Below are 17,330 nucleotides of genomic sequence, written 5' to 3' on the forward strand. Positions count from 1 at the left end.
CGGCCATGAAGCGCTTTCGCCCGGGCGTGATACCGACCGTGGTGGTGGCGCTGTTGCTGCCGCTGCTGGTGTCGCTGGGTTTCTGGCAGCTCGGTCGGGGCGCGGAGAAAACCGCCCTTCTCGCCAGTTACGCCGAGCGCCGCGCCGCCGAGCCGATGGCCAGCAGCGAATTGCTGCACAGCGCCGACCCGGCCTTTCGCCGCGTTCATCTATATGGTCAGTTCGATAGCGCTCACAGCCTGCTGCTGGACAACCGTCAGCGTAACGGCAAGGTTGGCATCGAGTTGCTGCAACCGTTTCAGGATCGGGCCAGCGGCCAGTGGCTGCTGGTCAATCGCGGCTGGCTGGCTTGGCCGGACCGCCGCGTTACCCCGCAATTCAAAACCCCGGCCGATGCCGTGAATATCGATGCCTGGGTGTACGTCGCCCCCGGCGCGACCTTCCAGTTGCACGCCGACCCCGCCAGCAGGACCTGGCCGCAAACCGTCACCGCCGTCGAGCCGGCCAAGCTGTGGAAAACCCTCGAACGCGACGGCTTCGCCTACGAACTTCGCGCCGAACCCGGTCCTGCCAGTTACGAGGCCGACTGGCCGGTGGTGGCCATGGGTCCGGAAAAACACCTTGGATACGCCGTGCAGTGGTTCGCCATGGCCACCGCCCTGCTCGGTCTCTATGTCTATTTGGGCTTGCACAACGCAAAGGAGAACCACCATGGGAACGGCCATGAATCCACCCAGCATGTCTGAGGCGAAAACCCCGGCCACCCGCCGCCGTGGGCGGATCCAGCTGTTGCTGATTGTGCTCGGCGTAGTCGGCCCGATGATTCTCGCCACCGGCATGTACAAATTGCAGTTCTGGGTGCCGGAAGGTCGCAGCTATCACGGCGAACTGATCGGCAACGGCCAGACCCGCGCCGACCTCGGCGTGCAGGCCGATGAGCAACGCTGGCAGATGCTGGTGACCGCGCCGAAAGATTGCGCAGTGGACTGCCAGCAACTGGTGTACCTCGCCCGGCAGATCCAGATCGGCCTCGGTCGCGACGCCGGTCGCGCCAGCCACGCCCTCGCCGCTGCACAGCCGCTGAGCGCCGACTACGAAGCCAAGCTGACCCGCGAATACCCGCAGCTGCAACGCTACCCGCTGGACAGCGCAGCGTTGAGCAAGGCCACCGGCGACAAGGCCACGCCGCAACTGTGGATCATCGACCCGCACGGCAACCTGGTGCTGCGCTACGACCCGAGCGTGAAGGGCAAGGATCTGCTCAACGACCTGCGCCACCTGCTGAAACTGTCGAACATCGGATAAGGGCATCGTCATGGCCAAACCTGGATTTCGCCTCGCGTTGTTTGCCACCCTGCTGGCACTGATCGTCGTGCTGCTCGGCGCCTACACGCGCCTGACCCACGCAGGCCTGGGCTGTCCGGACTGGCCGGGCTGTTACGGTTTTATCAGCGTGCCGAAAAGCGAAGCCCAACTGGCCCATGCCGAACTGCATTACCCCGACTCGCCGGTGGTGGCGCACAAGGGCTGGAACGAAATGATCCACCGTTACTTCGCCGGCACCCTCGGCCTGCTGATTTCGGTATTGGCCGGGCGCGCCTGGGTCAATCGTGGTCATCCGGGCCTGCCGCTGAAACTGCCGCTGTTTCTGCTGGCGGTGGTGTTCGCCCAAGCGGCGTTCGGCATGTGGACGGTGACGCTCAAGCTCTGGCCGCAAGTGGTCACCGGGCATTTGCTCGGCGGTTTTGCGACCTTGAGTCTGTTGTTTTTGCTGACGTTGCGATTGTCCGGGGTGCTGCCGGCGCTGACCGTGCCCAAGCGCTTACAGTATTGGGCGACGGCGGGGCTGTTGCTGGTGATCGGCCAGATTGCCCTCGGCGGCTGGGTCAGCTCCAACTACGCGGCAGTGGCCTGCATCGACTTCCCGACCTGCCACGGCCAATGGCTGCCGCCGGCGGACTTTGCCAACGGCTTTCACCTGACCCAGCACATCGGCCCCAATTATCTCGGCGGGCAACTCGACAGCGATGCGCGCACGGCGATTCACTTGACTCACCGTATCGGTGCACTGCTGGTGACCTTGGTGCTGCTCTGTCTGGCCTGGCAACTCAGGGCCGTCGGCATGACCCGGCTCGCCGGGCTGGTGCTGATCGCCCTCGGCGCACAGATCACCCTTGGCATCAGCAACGTGCTGTTCCATCTGCCACTGCCGGTGGCCGTGGCCCACAACGCCGGTGGCGCCGCGCTGCTGCTGACCATGGTGCTGGTCAATTACCACGCGCGCACCAGTCTGGTTCGGGTCAAACAGCCGATGTTGGCGCGCTGGCGTTTGAGCCCACGTAAACATTCGGCTGCGCCCATCACGATAAAAGGAGAAACGCCATGGCGCTTCTGATCGGCGAACGTCCCGCGCAAGCGCTGTGGCGTGACTATCTGGAGCTGACCAAGCCGAAAGTGGTGGTGCTGATGCTGATCACCTCGCTGGTCGGCATGTTCCTCGCGACCCGCGCCGGGGTGCCGTGGACGGTGCTGGTGTTCGGCAATCTGGGGATTGCGTTGTGTGCCGGCGGCGCGGCGGCGGTCAATCATGTGGTGGATCGGCGTATCGACGCGGTGATGGCGCGCACGCACAAACGGCCATTGGCCGAGGGCCGGGTTTCGCCGGCAGCGGCGCTGACCTTTGCGCTGGTGCTGGCGCTGCTCGGGCAGGCGATGCTGCTGACGTTCACCAATGCACTGACCGCGTGGCTGACCCTCGCTTCGTTACTCGGCTACGCGGTGATCTACACCGGCTTCCTCAAACGCGCGACGCCACAGAACATCGTCATCGGCGGCCTCGCCGGCGCAGCCCCACCGCTACTCGGCTGGACTGCCGCCACCGGCCATGTCAGCGCCGAACCGTTGCTGCTGGTGCTGATCATCTTCGCCTGGACCCCGCCGCACTTCTGGGCGCTGGCGATCCATCGCAAGGAGGAATACGCCAAGGCCGACATCCCGATGCTGCCGGTGACCCACGGCGAGCACTACACCAAGGTGCATATTCTGCTGTACACCTTCGCCCTGCTCGCGGTGAGTCTGCTGCCATACGTGATCCACATGAGCGGCGTGCTCTACCTGATCTGCGCCCTCGCCCTCGGCGCAAGGTTTCTGCAATGGGCCGTGGTGCTGTACCGTGGCACTCGGCCGCACGCGGCGATCAACACCTTCAAGTACTCTATTTATTACTTGTTCTTGTTGTTCATCGCCCTGCTCGTAGACCACTACTTACTGTTGAACCTATGACTCGAACCCAGAAAACCGTCTTCATCCTCGTCGCCGTGATCGCGCTGATCCTGGGACTGACCGTCAACAAAGTACTGAGCGGCAAGGGCCAGGGCGACCCCACCGCACTGATCGACGCCGGCATCATCCTGCTGCCGCAGAGCCGCACGTTGCCGGGCGTGACCATGACCAATCAGGATGGCCAACCGGTCGCTATCGACGAGTTGAAAGGCAAATGGAGCCTGCTGTTCTTCGGCTACACCTTCTGCCCGGACATCTGCCCGACCACCCTCGCCCAACTGCGCCAGATCAAGAGCGAGTTGCCCAAGGATGCTGTGGATAAGTTGCAGATCGTGCTGGTCAGCGTCGATCCGAACCGCGACAACCCGCAGCAGTTGAAGCAGTACCTGGGCTACTTCGATCCGCAGTTCGTGGGGCTGACGCCGAAGTCGATCGAAGAGCTGCAGAAAGTCGCGAATGCGGTGAGTATTCCGTTCATTCCGGCCGACACCAGCAAACCGAATTACACGGTGGATCACAGCGGCAACCTCGCGGTGATCGGCCCGGACGGCACGCAACGCGGGTTCATCCGGGCGCCGCTGAACAACGCCAAACTGGTGGCGCAGCTGCCAGTAATGCTCAACCGCAAATAATGCAGTGCCTGCAGGGGTAAACATTTCTCTGTAGGAGCTGCCGAAGGCTGCGATCTTTTGCTCTGATCTTCAACAGCAAGATCAAAAGATCGCAGCCTCGTTCCACTCGACAGCTCCTACAGGGGAATTTGCCCCATAAAAAAGGCGATCCCGAGGGATCGCCTTTTTATTGCGCCTGTCCGGTCCTGTATCAGAACGCCGGCAATACCGCGCCTTTGTACTTCTCGGTGATGAATTTCTTCACTTCCGGGCTGTGCAGCGCAGCCGCCAGTTTCTGCATCGCGTCGCTGTCCTTGTTGTCCGCACGGGACACCAGGATGTTCACGTACGGCGAGTCGTTGCCTTCGATCACCAGCGCATCCTTGGACGGATCGAGCTTGGCTTCCAGCGCGTAGTTGGTGTTGATCAGCGCCAGATCGACCTGGGTCAGCACGCGCGGGATGGTCGCGGCTTCCAGTTCACGGATTTTCAGGTCTTTCGGGTTCTGCGCGATGTCTTTCAGGGTCGACAGGATGTTGGTCGGATCCTTCAGGGTGATCAGGCCGGCCTTGGCCAGCAGCAACAGCGCGCGGCCGCCGTTGGTGGCGTCGTTCGGAATCACCACGTTGGCGCCGCTTGGCAGGTCCTTCAGATCCTTGATCTTGTTCGAGTAGGCGCCCAGCGGCTCCAGATGCACGCCGATCACCGCCACCAGGCTGGTGCCCTTGGCCTTGTTGAACTCATCGAGGTACGGCTGGTGCTGGAAGAAGTTGGCGTCCAGGCGCTTCTCGGCCACCTGTACGTTCGGCTGAATGTAGTCGGTGAAGACCTTGACCTTCAGATCCACGCCTTCCTTGGCCAGGGCCGGCTTCACGAATTCGAGGATTTCCGCGTGCGGCACCGGGGTGGCGGCAACGGTCAGGGTTTCAGCGTGGGCCGAAAAAGCGGCTACGGCAGCGAAAGCAGCGATCAGTTTTTTCATTCAGCTAACTCCTTTTCAAAGCGCCCGTGTGGCGCCTGCCAGCGAATGGCCGGCTCATCTCTTGATTACAAAAACCGGTTATTTGCGCGAGAAATGCACGACCAGACGGTCGCCGACCATTTGCAGCACTTGTACCAGAATCAGCAGCAACACCACGGTGACGATCATCACGTCAGTCTGGAAACGCTGGTAGCCGAAACGGATCGCCAGGTCACCCAGACCACCGGCGCCGACCACACCGGCCATCGCCGTGTAGGACACCAGAGTAATCGCAGTCACCGTAATCGCGGCGAAGATGCCTGGACGGGCCTCAGGCAGCAAGGCGTTCATGATGATCTGTCGGGTGGTCGCACCCATCGACTGGGTGGCTTCGATAATGCCGCGATCGACTTCACGCAAGGCGGTTTCCACCAGACGCGCGAAGAACGGCGTCGCACCCACCACCAGCGGCGGAATCGCACCGGCCACGCCCAGCGAGGTACCGGTGATCAGCACGGTGAACGGGATCATCACGATCAACAGAATGATGAACGGCAACGAACGCAGGATGTTCACCGCCAACGACATGAAGGCGTAGAGGCCACGGTTTTCCAGCAACTGCCGCGGGCTGCAGAGAAACAGCAGCACGCCCAGCGGCAGGCCGAGCAATACGGTGAACAGCAGCGAACCACCGAGCATCAGCAAGGTGTCGCCCGTCGCCAGCCAGATTTCCAGCCAATCGATGTTTTCGAAGAAAGCCTTGAGCATTTCCATTAACGCAGCACCTCCATGTGAACGTCAGCGGCGGTGAAGCGGGCGAACGCCGCTTCCATGTCGCCACCGGTGACGGCGAGGGTCAATTGCCCGTAAGGAATGTCTTTGATGCGGTCGATGCGACCGGCCAGGATGCTGTAGTCGACCCCGGTTTCCCGGGCAACGGTACCGAGCAACGGCGCGTAGGTCGCTTCGCCCTGGAAGGTCAGACGCACGATGCGGCCGGGCACGTGAGCGAAGTCATCGCGCTGTTCGCTTTCGTCGATCTGCTCGCTTTCCTGGACGAAACGCTTGGTGGTCGGGTGCTGCGGATGCAGGAACACATCGGCCACCGAACCTTGCTCGACGATCACCCCGGCGTCCATCACCGCGACCTGATCGCAGACGCGACGGATCACGTCCATCTCGTGGGTGATCAGGACGATGGTCAGTTTCAGCTCACGGTTGATCTCGGCCAGCAGTTGCAGGACCGAGGCGGTGGTCTGCGGGTCGAGGGCGCTGGTGGCCTCGTCGCACAGCAGAATCTTCGGCTTGGTCGCCAGGGCGCGGGCGATGCCGACGCGCTGCTTCTGGCCGCCGGACAACTGCGCCGGATATTTTTTGGCGTGATCAGACAGACCGACCCGCGCCAGCAATTCGGCGACGCGCTGATTGATCTCGCTGCTCGACAGTTCGCCCGCCAGAGTCAGCGGCAGCGCGACGTTGTCGGCCACGGTCTTGGAAGCGAGCAGGTTGAAGTGTTGGAAGATCATCCCGACCTGCTGGCGGAAACGGCGCAGGCCGTTGGCGTCCAGCGCGGTGACTTCTTCGCCGTCGACGATGATCTTGCCGCCGCTGGAGTCTTCCAGGCGATTGATCAGGCGCAGCAGGGTACTTTTTCCCGCACCGGAATGGCCAATCAGGCCGAAGACCTGACCGTTTTCAATCGAAAGACTGGTCGGGTGCAGGGCGGGGATGTCCTTACCGGCGACGCGGTAAGTTTTGTGGACGTTTTGAAACTCGATCACGTAGCGAACCTTGTGGGGCGCGTTAGAAAAGGATCAGCGGTTAGCCGGGCGCGCATTTTAGCCTGTCCGTATAGAGGTTCTTAGCATTTATTTCGCAATTAACCTTCGATTTGGCAATAACAAGATCAAAGGTCATAAAAAAGGAACGCTCGTTCCTGCTCATTGGTCACTAGTTCAGCGACTTGAAACCCTGGGTAACCGTGCCCGGAAACGCTCAAGAGTCCCCGTGGAAACGGGGTCAACCGAGGAGTTTACGTCTGATGAGCAGCAAGAAACCTACCACCGACAAAAGCCAGCTGGCCGGAACCGATACCAAGGATCGCGCCAACACCAACGCCAAACTCGACAGCCTGGAGAAGTTTCGCTCCGACGCTACCGGCCAGGCCCTGCGCACCAATCAGGGGGTGAAGGTCGCCGATAACCAGAACACGCTCAAGGCCGGCCCGCTCGGGCCGTCGTTGCTGGAAGACTTCATCATGCGTGAGAAAATCACGCACTTTGACCACGAACGCATTCCGGAGCGCATTGTTCACGCGCGCGGCACTGGCGCGCATGGTTTCTTTCAGGCCTACGAGAACCATTCGACACTGACCAAGGCCGGCTTCCTGCAGGATCCGGGAAAAAAGACCCCGGTGTTCGTGCGTTTTTCCACGGTGCAGGGGCCGCGCGGTTCCGGTGACACCGTGCGTGACGTGCGCGGTTTCGCGGTGAAGTTCTTCACCGACGAAGGCAACTTCGATCTGGTCGGCAACAACATGCCGGTGTTCTTCATTCAGGACGCGATCAAGTTCCCCGACTTCGTCCACGCGGTGAAGCCCGAGCCGCACAATGAAATCCCCACCGGCGGCTCGGCCCACGACACCTTCTGGGACTTTGTCTCGCTGGTGCCGGAATCGGCGCACATGGTGATCTGGGCCATGTCCGACCGGGCGATTCCGAAAAGCCTGCGCAGCATGCAGGGCTTTGGCGTGCACACCTTCCGCCTGATCAATGCCGAGGGCAAATCGCGCTTCGTCAAATTCCACTGGCGCCCGACCGCCGGCACCTGCTCGCTGGTGTGGGACGAGGCGCAGAAGCTCGCCGGTAAAGACACCGACTATCACCGTCGCGATCTGTGGGAAGCCATCGAGATGGGCGACTATCCGGAGTGGGAGCTGGGCGTGCAGATCATCGAGGAGGAAAACGAACACGACTTCGATTTCGACATCCTCGACCCGACCAAGCTGATCCCCGAAGAAATCGTGCCGATCACCCCGCTGGGCAAGATGACCCTGAACCGCAACCCGGACAACTTCTTCGCCGAGACCGAGCAGGTCGCGTTTTGCCCCGGCCACATCGTGCCGGGAATCGACTTCTCCAACGATCCATTGCTGCAAGGTCGGCTGTTTTCCTACACCGACACGCAAATAAGCCGACTCGGTGGGCCGAACTTTCATGAGCTGCCGATCAACCGCCCAGTAGCACCATTCCACAACGGCCAGCGCGACGCGCAGCACCGCACGGTGATCGACAAGGGTCGCGCTTCCTACGAGCCGAACTCGATTGATGGCGGCTGGCCGAAGGAAACCCCACCGGCGGCTAAAGACGGCGGCTTCGAGAGTTATCCGGAACGCATCGATGCGAACAAGATCCGCCAGCGCAGCGAGTCGTTCAGCGATCACTTCTCGCAAGCGCGGCTGTTCTTCAACAGCATGAGCGAGCACGAGAAGGAACACATCATCGCCGCCTACAGCTTCGAGCTGGGCAAGGTCGAACGTGAGTTCATCCGTGCACGGCAGGTGAACGAGATTCTCGCCAACATTGACCTGGAATTGGCCAAGCGCGTGGCAGCCAACCTCGGGTTGCCGGCGCCGAGCAAAGGCACGGTCGAGGTGCGCAAGACTTCGTTCGATCATTCGCCGGCGCTGAGCCAGGCGAATCTGCTGCCAGAGGACATCAAAACTCGGAAAGTGGCGATTCTTGCCGCTAACGGCGTCGATGGTGCGGCGATCGATGCGATGAAGAAGGCCTTGGCTGCACAAGGTGCGCACGCCAAGCTGCTCGGCCCGACGTCGGCACCGGTGAAGACTGCCGACGGCAAAGCCCTGGCAGTGGACGCATCAATGGAAGGCATGCCTTCAGTGATCTTCGATGCGGTGTTCGTGCCCGGTGGCGCGGCGTCGATCAAGGCGTTGAGCGCTGATGGCGTGGCGCTGCACTACCTGCTGGAGGCGTACAAGCACCTGAAGGCGATTGCGCTGCACGGCGATGCCAAGCAGTTGCAGGATCTGCTGAAGCTGGAGGCGGATGCAGGGTTGCTGCAGGGCAAGGATGTGCCGGGATTGACCAAGCCGTTCTTTGCGGCGATCGGGCAGCACCGGGTTTGGGCGCGGGAGCCTAAGGCCAAGGCCATTCCAGCCTAAAGCAAAAGATCGCAGCCTTCGGCAGCTCCTACAGGGTTTACTTGCACCTGTAGGAGCTGCCGAAGGCTGCGATCTTTTAGGGTTTGGCTGGAATCAAGACCATCTGCGCCGGCACGGTGCGCAGAATCTGTTTCTCAATCTTCAGCTCGAAATCCGGATTCAATTTCTTCACACGTTTTTTCAGCAACGTCGCCAGCCAAGGGTAATCTTGAGTCCGCGGCGCCTGAATGCTCACAGCACACTCGTAATTCACCACATCGGCGGCGATCGCATCCAGTTGCCGGCGAAGTTTGCGGCTATCGTTGATGTTCAACGCCACCGTGGTGCTTTCGGCAGTCGGATCAATGACCTTGGCTTTCGGTTTGGCCTCGGCCGCCAGCAGCGCCGCTTCGGCTTTTTCCAGCTCGGCTTTGCGGGCTTCGGTGATAGCGCCATTGACGCCACCGGTCAGTGCCGGGGCTTTGGGCATCAGGGCACGGGCGCGGCTCAGCGCGGTGGCTGCCGCATTCACATCACCTTTCTGCAATACGATCTGGCTACGGCGCAGGTAGGCTTCGGCCAACTGGCGCTGGTATTGCTCAAGGGACTGATCGTTGGGGGTCTGTGCCTGCAAGGCGGCCAATTGGTCTTCGGCGGTGGCCAGTTCGCTGCTGGCCAGGCTTTGCTCCAGCTGTGCGATGGCCGTGGCCCGCGCGTCGGGGGCTTCGGCCACCGGCGGCGTGCTTTGGCAGGCGCCCAGCAGCACGGAAAATGCGACAAGGAGCAGATAACGGGAGGCGAACGGCTTCATTCCTGCGACTCTCTAATTGCGCAAAAAGCGAGCAAGTCTACACCCCTCGACGGGGCAGAACAAAACTCAGCAGAAACAGTGCGGCCGCCGTCACAACGATGGACGGCCCCGCCGGGGTGTCCTTGAACCATGACAGCGCCAGCCCGCCACACACCGCGAGCATGCCCAGCAGGCTCGCGCCCAGCGCCATCTGCTCCGGCGAGCGGGCGTGACGTTGTGCCGCAGCCGCCGGGATGATCAGCAGCGAAGTGATCAGCAACACACCGACGATTTTCATCGCCACCGCGATCACCACCGCAATCAACAGCATCAGCGCCATGCGCAGGCCCGCCACCGGCAGACCTTCGACCTTGGCCAACTCCTCATGCACGGTAATCGCCAGCAGCGGTCGCCACAGCGTCACCAACAACACCAGCACTGCCGCGCTGCCGCCGAGGATCCACGCCAGGTCGGTCGGACTGATCGCCAGCAGGTCGCCGAACAGATAGGCCATCAGGTCGATCCGCACTTCATGCATGAAGCTTAGTACCACCAGGCCAAGAGAGAGCGTGCTCGGTGCAAGAATCCCCAACAGCGTGTCGGAGGCCAGCGGTTGACGCTGCTGCAAGGTCACCAGCAACACTGCCAGCAGCAGGCAGCCGACGGTCACCGCGACCGTCGGGCTGACATCCAGCAGAAAGCCCAGCGCCACGCCCAGCAACGCGGCGTGGGACAGGGTGTCGCCGAAGTAGGCCATGCGCCGCCAGACCACAAACGAACCAAGCGGCCCGGCGACCACCGCCAGTGCCAGACCTGCAAGCAGGGCATACAACAGAAAATCAGCCATGCTTGCAGTGGTCTCCGTGAACGTGGGTGTGGCCCGCACCGGGCGCCTTGACCACCGAACCGTGCAGGTCATGGGCGTGGTCGTGATGGTGGTGATAGATCGCCAGGCTCGGCGCATTCTTGCCGAACAGCTCGACGAACGCCGGATCACCGCTGACCTGCTCGGGGTGCCCGGAGCAGCAGACGTGACGATTCAGGCACACCACCTGATCGGTGGTGCTCATGACAAGGTGCAAATCGTGGGACACCATCAGCACGCCGCAGCCGTGACGGTCACGCAGGCGAGTGATCAGGCTGTACAGCTCGGCTTGCCCGGCGACATCGACGCCTTGCACCGGCTCGTCCAGCACCAGCAGTTCCGGCTCGCGCAACAGCGCCCGGGCCAGCAACACACGCTGCATCTCACCGCCGGAAACGCTTTGCACCGGGCTGTCGATGACGTGTTCGGCGCCGACTTCCTTCAAGGCCGCCAACGCACGCGGGCGGTCTACACCGGGCACCAGGCGCAGGAAGCGCAGCACCGACAGCGGCAAAGTCGGGTCGACGTGCAGCTTTTGCGGCATGTAGCCAACGCGCAGTTTCGGCTTGCGCCAGACGCTGCCGCTGTCAGGCTTCAGCAGCCCGAGTACGGCGCGCACGAGGGTGGTCTTGCCGGCGCCGTTGGGGCCGATCAGGGTGACGATCTGCCCCGGCTCGACGCTCAGCTCGATGTTGTCGAGCACGGTCTGCCCGGCAAACGTGACAGCAACGTGCTGAAGACGGATCAACGGGTTGCTCATCAAGCCCCCTGGCAACCGGCGCACAGGCCGACCACTTCGACGGTCTGCGCTTCGACAATGAACCCGACGTCTTTGGCGCTGTGGATAATCGCGTCGCTGATGGCTTGCTGTTCCAGCTCGATTGCGGCGTGGCACTCGCGGCAGATCAGGAACTGGCCCTGATGCGCATGCTCCGGATGCACACAGCCAACGAAGGCGTTGAGTGAAGAGATGCGGTGCACCAAGCCGTTTTCCAGCAGGAAATCCAGCGCGCGGTAAACGGTTGGCGGCGCGGCGCGGCGGCCGTCCTGCTCGCTCAGTACCGCGAGAATGTCGTAGGCGCCCAGCGGCTTATGACTCTGCCACACCAGTTCCAGCACCCGCCGGCGCAGCGCAGTCAGGCGCAGGCCTTTCTGGGCGCACAAGGTATCGGCCTCGGTCAGTGCGCTGTGCACGCAATGAGAGTGGTCGTGGGGACGGCTGGCAATCGGTGTAATAGGCATGGGCGGCGACGAGTTTTGATAGAGACGTTATTATGTTACCCGTTCTCGCCTCCTTGAGTGGTCATCGTGTCCCGACTTTTTTCTGTTTTTGTGGCTTTTGTCGCCAGTTTTCTGCTGATCGGTTCGGCTCAGGCCGAGGTCAAGGTTCTCACCAGCATCAAACCGTTGCAGTTGATCGCTGCAGCGGTCCAGGACGGTGTGGCCATCCCGGAAGTGCTGCTGCCGCCGGGTGCTTCGCCGCATAACTACGCACTACGCCCGTCCGACGTGCGCAAGGTGCAATCGGTGGACCTGCTGTACTGGATCGGCCCGGACATGGAAGGTTTCCTGCCGCGTGTGCTGAACGGTCGAACACTGCCGAGCGTCGCCGTGCAGGATCTGCCGGGCATGAAATTGCGCCGCTTTGCCGAAGACAGCCATTCCCACGCCGAAGACGCCGACGAGCATGATCACGATCATCGTCCGGGTACGCTGGACGCGCATTTGTGGCTATCGCCGGTCAACGCCCGAGTCATTGCCGGGAAAATGGCTGCCGACCTCAGTGCTGCCGATCCGGCCAACGCCGAACGCTATCAGCGCAACGCCAAGGCCTTCGATGAGCGTCTCGATGCGTTGGACGCGCGGCTGAAGCAGCGTCTGGCCAGCGTTGAAGGCAAGCCGTATTTCGTATTCCACGAAGCCTTCGACTATTTCGAAGATGCTTACGGCCTGAAACACACTGGCGTGTTCAGCGTGGCCGCCGAAGTGCAACCGGGCGCGCAACATGTCGCCGCGATGCGCAAGCGTCTGCAGGAAGTGGGCAAGACCTGTGTGTTCAGCGAACCGCCACTGCGTCCACGCCTGGCGGAAACCCTGGTGGCGGGCCTGCCGGTGAAGCTGGCGGAGCTGGATGCGCTGGGCGGCTATACGCCGGCGACCGCTCAGGGGTATGAGCAGGTGCTGGAGAAGTTGGGCAACGATTTGGCCGGCTGCCTGGAATCGTTGTAGCAACGCAAAACTTGTGGCGAGGGAGCTTGCTCCCGCTTGAGTGCGCAGCACTCACAAAAATCAGGCTGATTGCCAGAATTTTGGGGCTGCTTCGCAACCCAGCGCGAGCAAGCTCGCTCGCCACAATTTAAAGCGCGAACGGTAGAGGGGTGCTGACCTGCTGCCGCTGCGCCAAACGCTGCTCGAACTCCCGCGGATCGTGAATCAGCACGTCCTGCCCGGCAAACTGCTCGGCGGCGATCAACCGCGACAGCCAGAACCGCACACAGGCCACGCGCAGCATGGTCGGCCAGAGTTCAGCTTCAGCAGCAGTGAACGGACGCAGCGCCGCATAGGCGCCAAGGAATGCGCGGGCACGCGGCCCGTCAATCAGGCCATCCTCGTCCGAACACCAGTCATTCAAGGCGATCGCCACGTCGTAGAGCATCGGCCCCGAGCAGGCGTTGTAAAAGTCGATCAACCCGGTCAGGTGCGTGCCTTCGAACATCGCATTGTCGCGGAACAGATCGGCATGAATGTTCGCCCGTGGCAGCGCAAGAATTTTGTCTTTCTGCAGGGTGATTTCATCCAGCGCCTTGTGCAGCAACGCACGCGGCTCGTCGCTCAAGTGCGAGAGAAACTCGTTGCCCTCGTCCAGCATCCAGTCCAGGCCACGATCGGTCTTGCGCTTGATCATGCGCTCGCCCTGGGTCGCCAGGTGCAGATGCGCCTGCAACTCACCGACCTGCGCGCAATGCTGGGCGTTGGCGACCTTGATGTGCTTGCCGGACAGCCGTGGTTGCAGCAGCGCCGGCTTGCTCTTGAGCTCACGCAACGCCACGCCGTCAGTGGTGCGCAGCGCGTAAGGCACCGGCAGATCAGCCTCGTGCAACACGTCGAGCAGGTCGATGAAGAACGGCATTTCCTGCACCGGGCCGCGTTCGACCAGGGTCAGGACGAATTCGCCCTGCTCCAGGCTGATAAAGAAGTTGGTGTTTTCGCTGCCGGCGGCGATCCCCTGGAAATCAAGCAGACGGCCAAGCCCGTAAGGGGCAAGAAAGGTTTCCAGCTCTGGCCGAGCCAGGGGGGTGAACACAGACATGGTTAAAAACTGCTCAGTTCGGGCGCCGCGATCAAGCGGCGCCGATTAAAAAGTCAGGAATCTTACTTCCAGGTAAAGATTTCCCACGACGGAATCAGCATATCCGGCTGGTCGGAACGGATGTAGTTCACGTCCGAACCATCGGCGCGCACCAGGAAATACGGTTTGCCGCCCTTCGGCGTGACCTTGATCGCATAAACGAAGCCACTGCGGCTGTATTCCTGAATGACCTTGTCGCCCTCGGTGTGCGTGTTAATGGTAACTTCCGGCTCCTTCGACGGCGCATCATCCGCCGCCATCGCGGCCAATGGTGAGACAGCAATCAAACCGACCAGCAGCAAGCGATTTAACGTACGCATGATAACCTTGTCCCTTTGTCGTCAACGGTCCCGCTATTCTAGCGCCGGGCCCGCCGAAAAGGTTGATTCTGCTCATGAGCCAAGCCCCCCTCGTCCTGGTGGACGGTTCGTCTTACCTGTACCGCGCTTTCCATGCACTGCCACCGCTGACCACCTCCAAAGGCCTGCCGACCGGTGCGGTCAAAGGTGTGCTGAACATGCTCAAGAGTCTGCGCAAGCAGTATCCGGACAGCCCGTTCGCCGTGGTTTTCGATGCCAAGGGCGGGACGTTTCGCGATGAGATGTACGCCGAATACAAGGCCAATCGCCCCAGCATGCCCGACGACATGCGCGTGCAGATCGAGCCGCTGCACCAGAGCGTGATTGCTCTTGGCTTCCCGCTGTTGTGCGTGGAGGGCGTCGAGGCAGACGACGTGATCGGCACCCTCGCCCGCAGCAGCGCGGCAGCCGCTCGCCCGGTGATCATCTCTACCGGCGACAAGGACATGGCGCAATTGGTCGACGGCCACATTACCTTGGTCAACACCATGTCCGGTAGCTCGATGGACGTTGAGGGCGTAAAGGAGAAATTCGGCGTCGCTCCGGAGCAGATCATCGATTATCTGGCACTGATGGGCGATTCGTCCGACAACATCCCAGGCGTTCCCGGCATCGGCCCGAAGACCGCGTCCGGCCTGCTGGTCGGCGTTAACGGCGGCCTCACCGAGCTTTATGCAAACCTCGACATCGTCCCGACCCTGCCGATTCGCGGGGCCAAGACTCTGCCGGCCAAGCTTGAAGAGCACAAGGAGATGGCCTTCCTCTCCTATCAACTGGCGACCATCAAGGTCGACGTGCCGCTGGACATTGGCCTCGATGACCTGCAAATGGGCCCGGAAGACCCGGCCAAGCTCTACGAGTTGTACACCCTGCTGGAATTCAAGAGCTGGCTGAATGACCTCGATCGCGACGCCAAGCGCCAGGAGCTGAGCGCGGCCGCCGAGCCTGCGCCGGCTGGCGATCTGTTTAGCGCGCCGCCAGCCGAAGTGCCCGCCGCCCCTGCTGAAGCCGCTTACGAAACCATCCTCGATCAGGCGCGTTTCGATGTCTGGCTGGAGAAACTGAACAACGCCAAGCTGTTCGCCTTCGACACCGAAACCACAGGCATCGACGCGCAACAGGCGCAATTGGTCGGTCTGTCGTTCGCGGTGCAGGCCAACGAAGCGGCCTATATCCCGCTGACCCATTCCTACATCGGCGTGCCCGAGCAACTGGATCGCGACACTGTGCTGCGCGCGCTGAAGCCGATCCTGGAAGACCCGAACAAACTCAAGGTCGGCCAGCACGCCAAGTTCGACATGAACATTCTGGCCAACTGCGCCATTGGCGGCGATCAGAGCCAAGGCATCAATGTGCGCGGGATTGCCTTCGACACCATGCTTGAGTCCTACGTACTCAACTCCACCGCCACCCGCCACGACATGGACAGCCTTGCGCAGAAGTACCTGGATCACACCACTGTGAGTTTTCAGGACATCGCCGGCAAAGGCGCCAAGCAGTTGACTTTTGACCAGATCGCTCTGGAGCAGGCCGGCCCTTACGCTGCCGAAGACGCCGACATCACCCTGCGTCTGCACCAGACCCTGTTTGAAAAACTCAGCGCGATCCCGAGCCTGGCCAGCGTGCTGACCGACATCGAAATCCCGCTGGTACCGGTGCTGGCGCGCATCGAGCGTCAGGGCGCGTTCGTCGACGCCGAACTGCTCGGCATCCAGAGCATCGAGCTGGGCAACAAGATGGTCGCACTGGAGCGCGAAGCGTTCGAAATCGCCGGGGAAGAGTTCAACCTCGGCTCGCCGAAGCAGCTGGGCGTGATCCTCTACGAAAAACTCGGCCTGCCGGTTCTGAAGAAAACCGCCAAGGGCCAACCATCGACCGCCGAGGAAGTGCTGGCGAAACTGGCCGAGGATGATCACCGCTTGCCGAAGGTGCTGATGGAACACCGCTCCATGAGCAAGCTGAAAAGCACTTACACCGATCGCCTGCCGGAGCAGATCAACCCGCGCACCGGACGTATCCACACGTCGTACCATCAGGCTGTGGCGTCCACCGGACGTTTGTCTTCCAGCGATCCGAACCTGCAGAACATTCCGGTGCGCACCGCTGAAGGCCGCCGCATTCGTCAGGCGTTCGTCGCGCCGAAAGGCTACAAGTTGCTGGCGGCGGACTATTCGCAAATCGAACTGCGGATCATGGCCCACTTGTCCAAGGACGAAGGCTTGATGAACGCCTTCCGCAACAATCTGGACGTGCACACCGCCACCGCTGCCGAAGTGTTCAAGGTCGAGCTCAACGAAGTGACCTCCGACCAGCGCCGTGGCGCCAAGGCGATCAACTTCGGCCTGATCTACGGCATGGGCGCGCAGAAGCTCGGCAAGGACATCGGCGTCGACACCAAGACCGCCAAGGCCTACATCGACACCTACTTCGCCCGCTACCCGGGTGTGCGCGAATACATGGAGCGCACCCGCAAGCAGGCCGCCGATCAAGGCTATGTAGAGACCTTCTTCGGTCGTCGCCTGTACCTGCCGGAAATCAACTCGAACAAACCGCAGGAACGTGCCGCCGCCGAGCGCACGGCGATCAACGCGCCGATGCAGGGCACTGCCGCCGACATCATCAAGAAAGCCATGGTGGCGGTGGATAACTGGCTGACAGCGTCCGGGCTGGACGCCAAGGTCATCCTGCAGGTACACGACGAACTGGTGCTGGAGGTTCGCGAGGACCTGGTTGAGCAGGTGAGTCAGGAAATCCGCCTGCATATGAGCGAAGCGGCGAAACTGGACGTACCGTTGCTGGTGGAAGTCGGCGTCGGCAACAACTGGGATGAGGCGCACTAAGGCGTCTGGACCGGGCGTTTGCCGCGACACACTGTCGCGGCAAACGGCTGTATAGGGCTTATATCGAATCGCGCTTGGGGTTATTCCAAAGCTTTTTGAAAAAAATCTGAA

The 17,330-nt window shown here is 61.6% G+C and carries 17 protein-coding genes; 8 read left to right on the forward strand and 9 right to left on the reverse strand.

Going from position 1 to position 17,330, the window contains the following annotated elements; all coding sequences use genetic code 11:
- The first annotated feature begins 5 nt into the window (after positions 1-5).
- From ACM6HV_RS07110 to ACM6HV_RS07130, 5 genes are read left to right on the forward strand one after another with little or no spacing between them, the layout of a single operon-like run.
- Positions 6-746 (forward strand): SURF1 family protein, encoded by a 741-nt coding sequence (locus tag ACM6HV_RS07110; RefSeq protein WP_414903840.1) that lies wholly within the window; start codon positions 6-8, stop codon positions 744-746.
- A complete protein-coding gene (locus ACM6HV_RS07115) occupies positions 712-1,305 on the forward strand; it encodes a hypothetical protein (protein WP_134785094.1) in 594 nt (197 codons plus the stop codon). Before ACM6HV_RS07110 ends, ACM6HV_RS07115 begins: the two co-directional genes overlap by 35 nt.
- Positions 1,306-1,315: 10 nt before the next feature.
- Entirely contained in the window at positions 1,316-2,395 is a 1,080-nt protein-coding gene (locus ACM6HV_RS07120; protein ID WP_414903841.1) for a COX15/CtaA family protein, read from the forward strand.
- Complete coding sequence (gene cyoE, locus ACM6HV_RS07125) at positions 2,383-3,282, forward strand: heme o synthase (protein WP_003220336.1); 900 nt, start codon at positions 2,383-2,385, stop codon at positions 3,280-3,282. The genes ACM6HV_RS07120 and cyoE overlap by 13 nt, the downstream gene beginning before the upstream one ends.
- The gene (locus ACM6HV_RS07130; protein ID WP_007962772.1) at positions 3,279-3,914 is read left to right on the forward strand and encodes an SCO family protein; all 636 of its coding nucleotides are present in this window, start codon (positions 3,279-3,281) and stop codon (positions 3,912-3,914) included. Before cyoE ends, ACM6HV_RS07130 begins: the two co-directional genes overlap by 4 nt.
- 190 nt (positions 3,915-4,104) lie before the next feature.
- Here the strand turns inward: ACM6HV_RS07130 and ACM6HV_RS07135 are convergent, their stop codons facing one another.
- The 3 genes from ACM6HV_RS07135 to ACM6HV_RS07145 form a co-directional block, all read right to left on the reverse strand.
- Positions 4,105-4,875 carry a MetQ/NlpA family ABC transporter substrate-binding protein gene (locus ACM6HV_RS07135; protein WP_414903842.1) on the reverse strand — a complete coding sequence of 257 codons (771 nt, stop codon included), beginning with the start codon at positions 4,873-4,875 and terminating at the stop codon, positions 4,105-4,107.
- A gap of 78 nt (positions 4,876-4,953) precedes the next feature.
- Positions 4,954-5,628, reverse strand: a complete 675-nt coding sequence (locus ACM6HV_RS07140) for a methionine ABC transporter permease (RefSeq protein ID WP_096797317.1) — start codon at positions 5,626-5,628, stop codon at positions 4,954-4,956.
- Positions 5,628-6,635, reverse strand: a complete 1,008-nt coding sequence (locus ACM6HV_RS07145) for a methionine ABC transporter ATP-binding protein (protein ID WP_027610230.1) — start codon at positions 6,633-6,635, stop codon at positions 5,628-5,630. Before ACM6HV_RS07145 ends, ACM6HV_RS07140 begins: the two co-directional genes overlap by 1 nt.
- Before the next feature lie 260 nt (positions 6,636-6,895).
- Between ACM6HV_RS07145 and katE the strand changes: the two genes are divergently transcribed.
- A complete protein-coding gene (katE, locus tag ACM6HV_RS07150) occupies positions 6,896-9,037 on the forward strand; it encodes a catalase HPII (protein WP_414903843.1) in 2,142 nt (713 codons plus the stop codon).
- Positions 9,038-9,113: 76 nt separating this feature from the next.
- Here katE and ACM6HV_RS07155 read toward each other — a convergent pair whose 3' ends face one another.
- From ACM6HV_RS07155 to ACM6HV_RS07170, 4 genes are read right to left on the reverse strand one after another with little or no spacing between them, the layout of a single operon-like run.
- On the reverse strand, positions 9,114-9,827 hold the full coding sequence (locus tag ACM6HV_RS07155) for a PA5502 family lipoprotein (RefSeq protein WP_414903844.1): 714 nt from the start codon (positions 9,825-9,827) through the stop codon (positions 9,114-9,116).
- 37 nt (positions 9,828-9,864) lie between these two features.
- Entirely contained in the window at positions 9,865-10,653 is a 789-nt protein-coding gene (gene znuB / locus ACM6HV_RS07160; protein ID WP_041073699.1) for a zinc ABC transporter permease subunit ZnuB, read from the reverse strand.
- Positions 10,646-11,431 (reverse strand): zinc ABC transporter ATP-binding protein ZnuC, encoded by a 786-nt coding sequence (znuC, locus tag ACM6HV_RS07165; protein ID WP_041073697.1) that lies wholly within the window; start codon positions 11,429-11,431, stop codon positions 10,646-10,648. Before znuC ends, znuB begins: the two co-directional genes overlap by 8 nt.
- Positions 11,431-11,913 carry a Fur family transcriptional regulator gene (locus ACM6HV_RS07170; RefSeq protein ID WP_145593907.1) on the reverse strand — a complete coding sequence of 161 codons (483 nt, stop codon included), beginning with the start codon at positions 11,911-11,913 and terminating at the stop codon, positions 11,431-11,433. The genes znuC and ACM6HV_RS07170 overlap by 1 nt, the downstream gene beginning before the upstream one ends.
- Before the next feature lie 66 nt (positions 11,914-11,979).
- Here ACM6HV_RS07170 and ACM6HV_RS07175 point away from each other — a divergent pair, with 66 nt between their 5' ends.
- Entirely contained in the window at positions 11,980-12,900 is a 921-nt protein-coding gene (locus ACM6HV_RS07175) for a zinc ABC transporter substrate-binding protein ZnuA (RefSeq protein ID WP_080963336.1), read from the forward strand.
- A gap of 127 nt (positions 12,901-13,027) precedes the next feature.
- Here the strand turns inward: ACM6HV_RS07175 and ACM6HV_RS07180 are convergent, their stop codons facing one another.
- Positions 13,028-13,981 carry a homoserine kinase gene (locus ACM6HV_RS07180; RefSeq protein ID WP_414903845.1) on the reverse strand — a complete coding sequence of 318 codons (954 nt, stop codon included), beginning with the start codon at positions 13,979-13,981 and terminating at the stop codon, positions 13,028-13,030.
- A gap of 62 nt (positions 13,982-14,043) precedes the next feature.
- On the reverse strand, positions 14,044-14,340 hold the full coding sequence (locus ACM6HV_RS07185) for a DUF2782 domain-containing protein (protein WP_041073689.1): 297 nt from the start codon (positions 14,338-14,340) through the stop codon (positions 14,044-14,046).
- A 74-nt stretch (positions 14,341-14,414) separates the two neighbouring features.
- On the opposite strand from ACM6HV_RS07185, the gene polA reads away from it, so the two are divergent.
- Complete coding sequence (gene polA, locus ACM6HV_RS07190) at positions 14,415-17,219, forward strand: DNA polymerase I (RefSeq protein ID WP_108181263.1); 2,805 nt, start codon at positions 14,415-14,417, stop codon at positions 17,217-17,219.
- The last annotated feature ends 111 nt before the right edge of the window (positions 17,220-17,330 follow it).

Origin of the sequence: Pseudomonas sp. IT-P260 (assembly GCF_949768395.1) — a bacterium.
In the GTDB taxonomy this organism is placed as follows: domain Bacteria; phylum Pseudomonadota; class Gammaproteobacteria; order Pseudomonadales; family Pseudomonadaceae; genus Aquipseudomonas; species Aquipseudomonas parakoreensis.

What these genes read in the sequence shown, in the direction of transcription:
- ACM6HV_RS07140 (WP_096797317.1), bottom strand. Translation starts at nt 5,628, where the DNA reads ATGGAAATGCTCAAGGCTTTCTTCGAAAACATCGATTGGCTGGAAATC.
- ACM6HV_RS07180 (WP_414903845.1), bottom strand. Translation starts at nt 13,981, where the DNA reads ATGTCTGTGTTCACCCCCCTGGCTCGGCCAGAGCTGGAAACCTTTCTT.
- ACM6HV_RS07130 (WP_007962772.1), top strand. Translation starts at nt 3,279, where the DNA reads ATGACTCGAACCCAGAAAACCGTCTTCATCCTCGTCGCCGTGATCGCG.
- ACM6HV_RS07110 (WP_414903840.1), top strand. Translation starts at nt 6, where the DNA reads ATGAAGCGCTTTCGCCCGGGCGTGATACCGACCGTGGTGGTGGCGCTG.
- ACM6HV_RS07120 (WP_414903841.1), top strand. Translation starts at nt 1,316, where the DNA reads ATGGCCAAACCTGGATTTCGCCTCGCGTTGTTTGCCACCCTGCTGGCA.
- ACM6HV_RS07170 (WP_145593907.1), bottom strand. Translation starts at nt 11,913, where the DNA reads ATGCCTATTACACCGATTGCCAGCCGTCCCCACGACCACTCTCATTGC.
- ACM6HV_RS07135 (WP_414903842.1), bottom strand. Translation starts at nt 4,875, where the DNA reads ATGAAAAAACTGATCGCTGCTTTCGCTGCCGTAGCCGCTTTTTCGGCC.
- katE (WP_414903843.1), top strand. Translation starts at nt 6,896, where the DNA reads ATGAGCAGCAAGAAACCTACCACCGACAAAAGCCAGCTGGCCGGAACC.
- znuB (WP_041073699.1), bottom strand. Translation starts at nt 10,653, where the DNA reads ATGGCTGATTTTCTGTTGTATGCCCTGCTTGCAGGTCTGGCACTGGCG.
- polA (WP_108181263.1), top strand. Translation starts at nt 14,415, where the DNA reads ATGAGCCAAGCCCCCCTCGTCCTGGTGGACGGTTCGTCTTACCTGTAC.
- cyoE (WP_003220336.1), top strand. Translation starts at nt 2,383, where the DNA reads ATGGCGCTTCTGATCGGCGAACGTCCCGCGCAAGCGCTGTGGCGTGAC.
- znuC (WP_041073697.1), bottom strand. Translation starts at nt 11,431, where the DNA reads ATGAGCAACCCGTTGATCCGTCTTCAGCACGTTGCTGTCACGTTTGCC.
- ACM6HV_RS07185 (WP_041073689.1), bottom strand. Translation starts at nt 14,340, where the DNA reads ATGCGTACGTTAAATCGCTTGCTGCTGGTCGGTTTGATTGCTGTCTCA.
- ACM6HV_RS07115 (WP_134785094.1), top strand. Translation starts at nt 712, where the DNA reads ATGGGAACGGCCATGAATCCACCCAGCATGTCTGAGGCGAAAACCCCG.
- ACM6HV_RS07155 (WP_414903844.1), bottom strand. Translation starts at nt 9,827, where the DNA reads ATGAAGCCGTTCGCCTCCCGTTATCTGCTCCTTGTCGCATTTTCCGTG.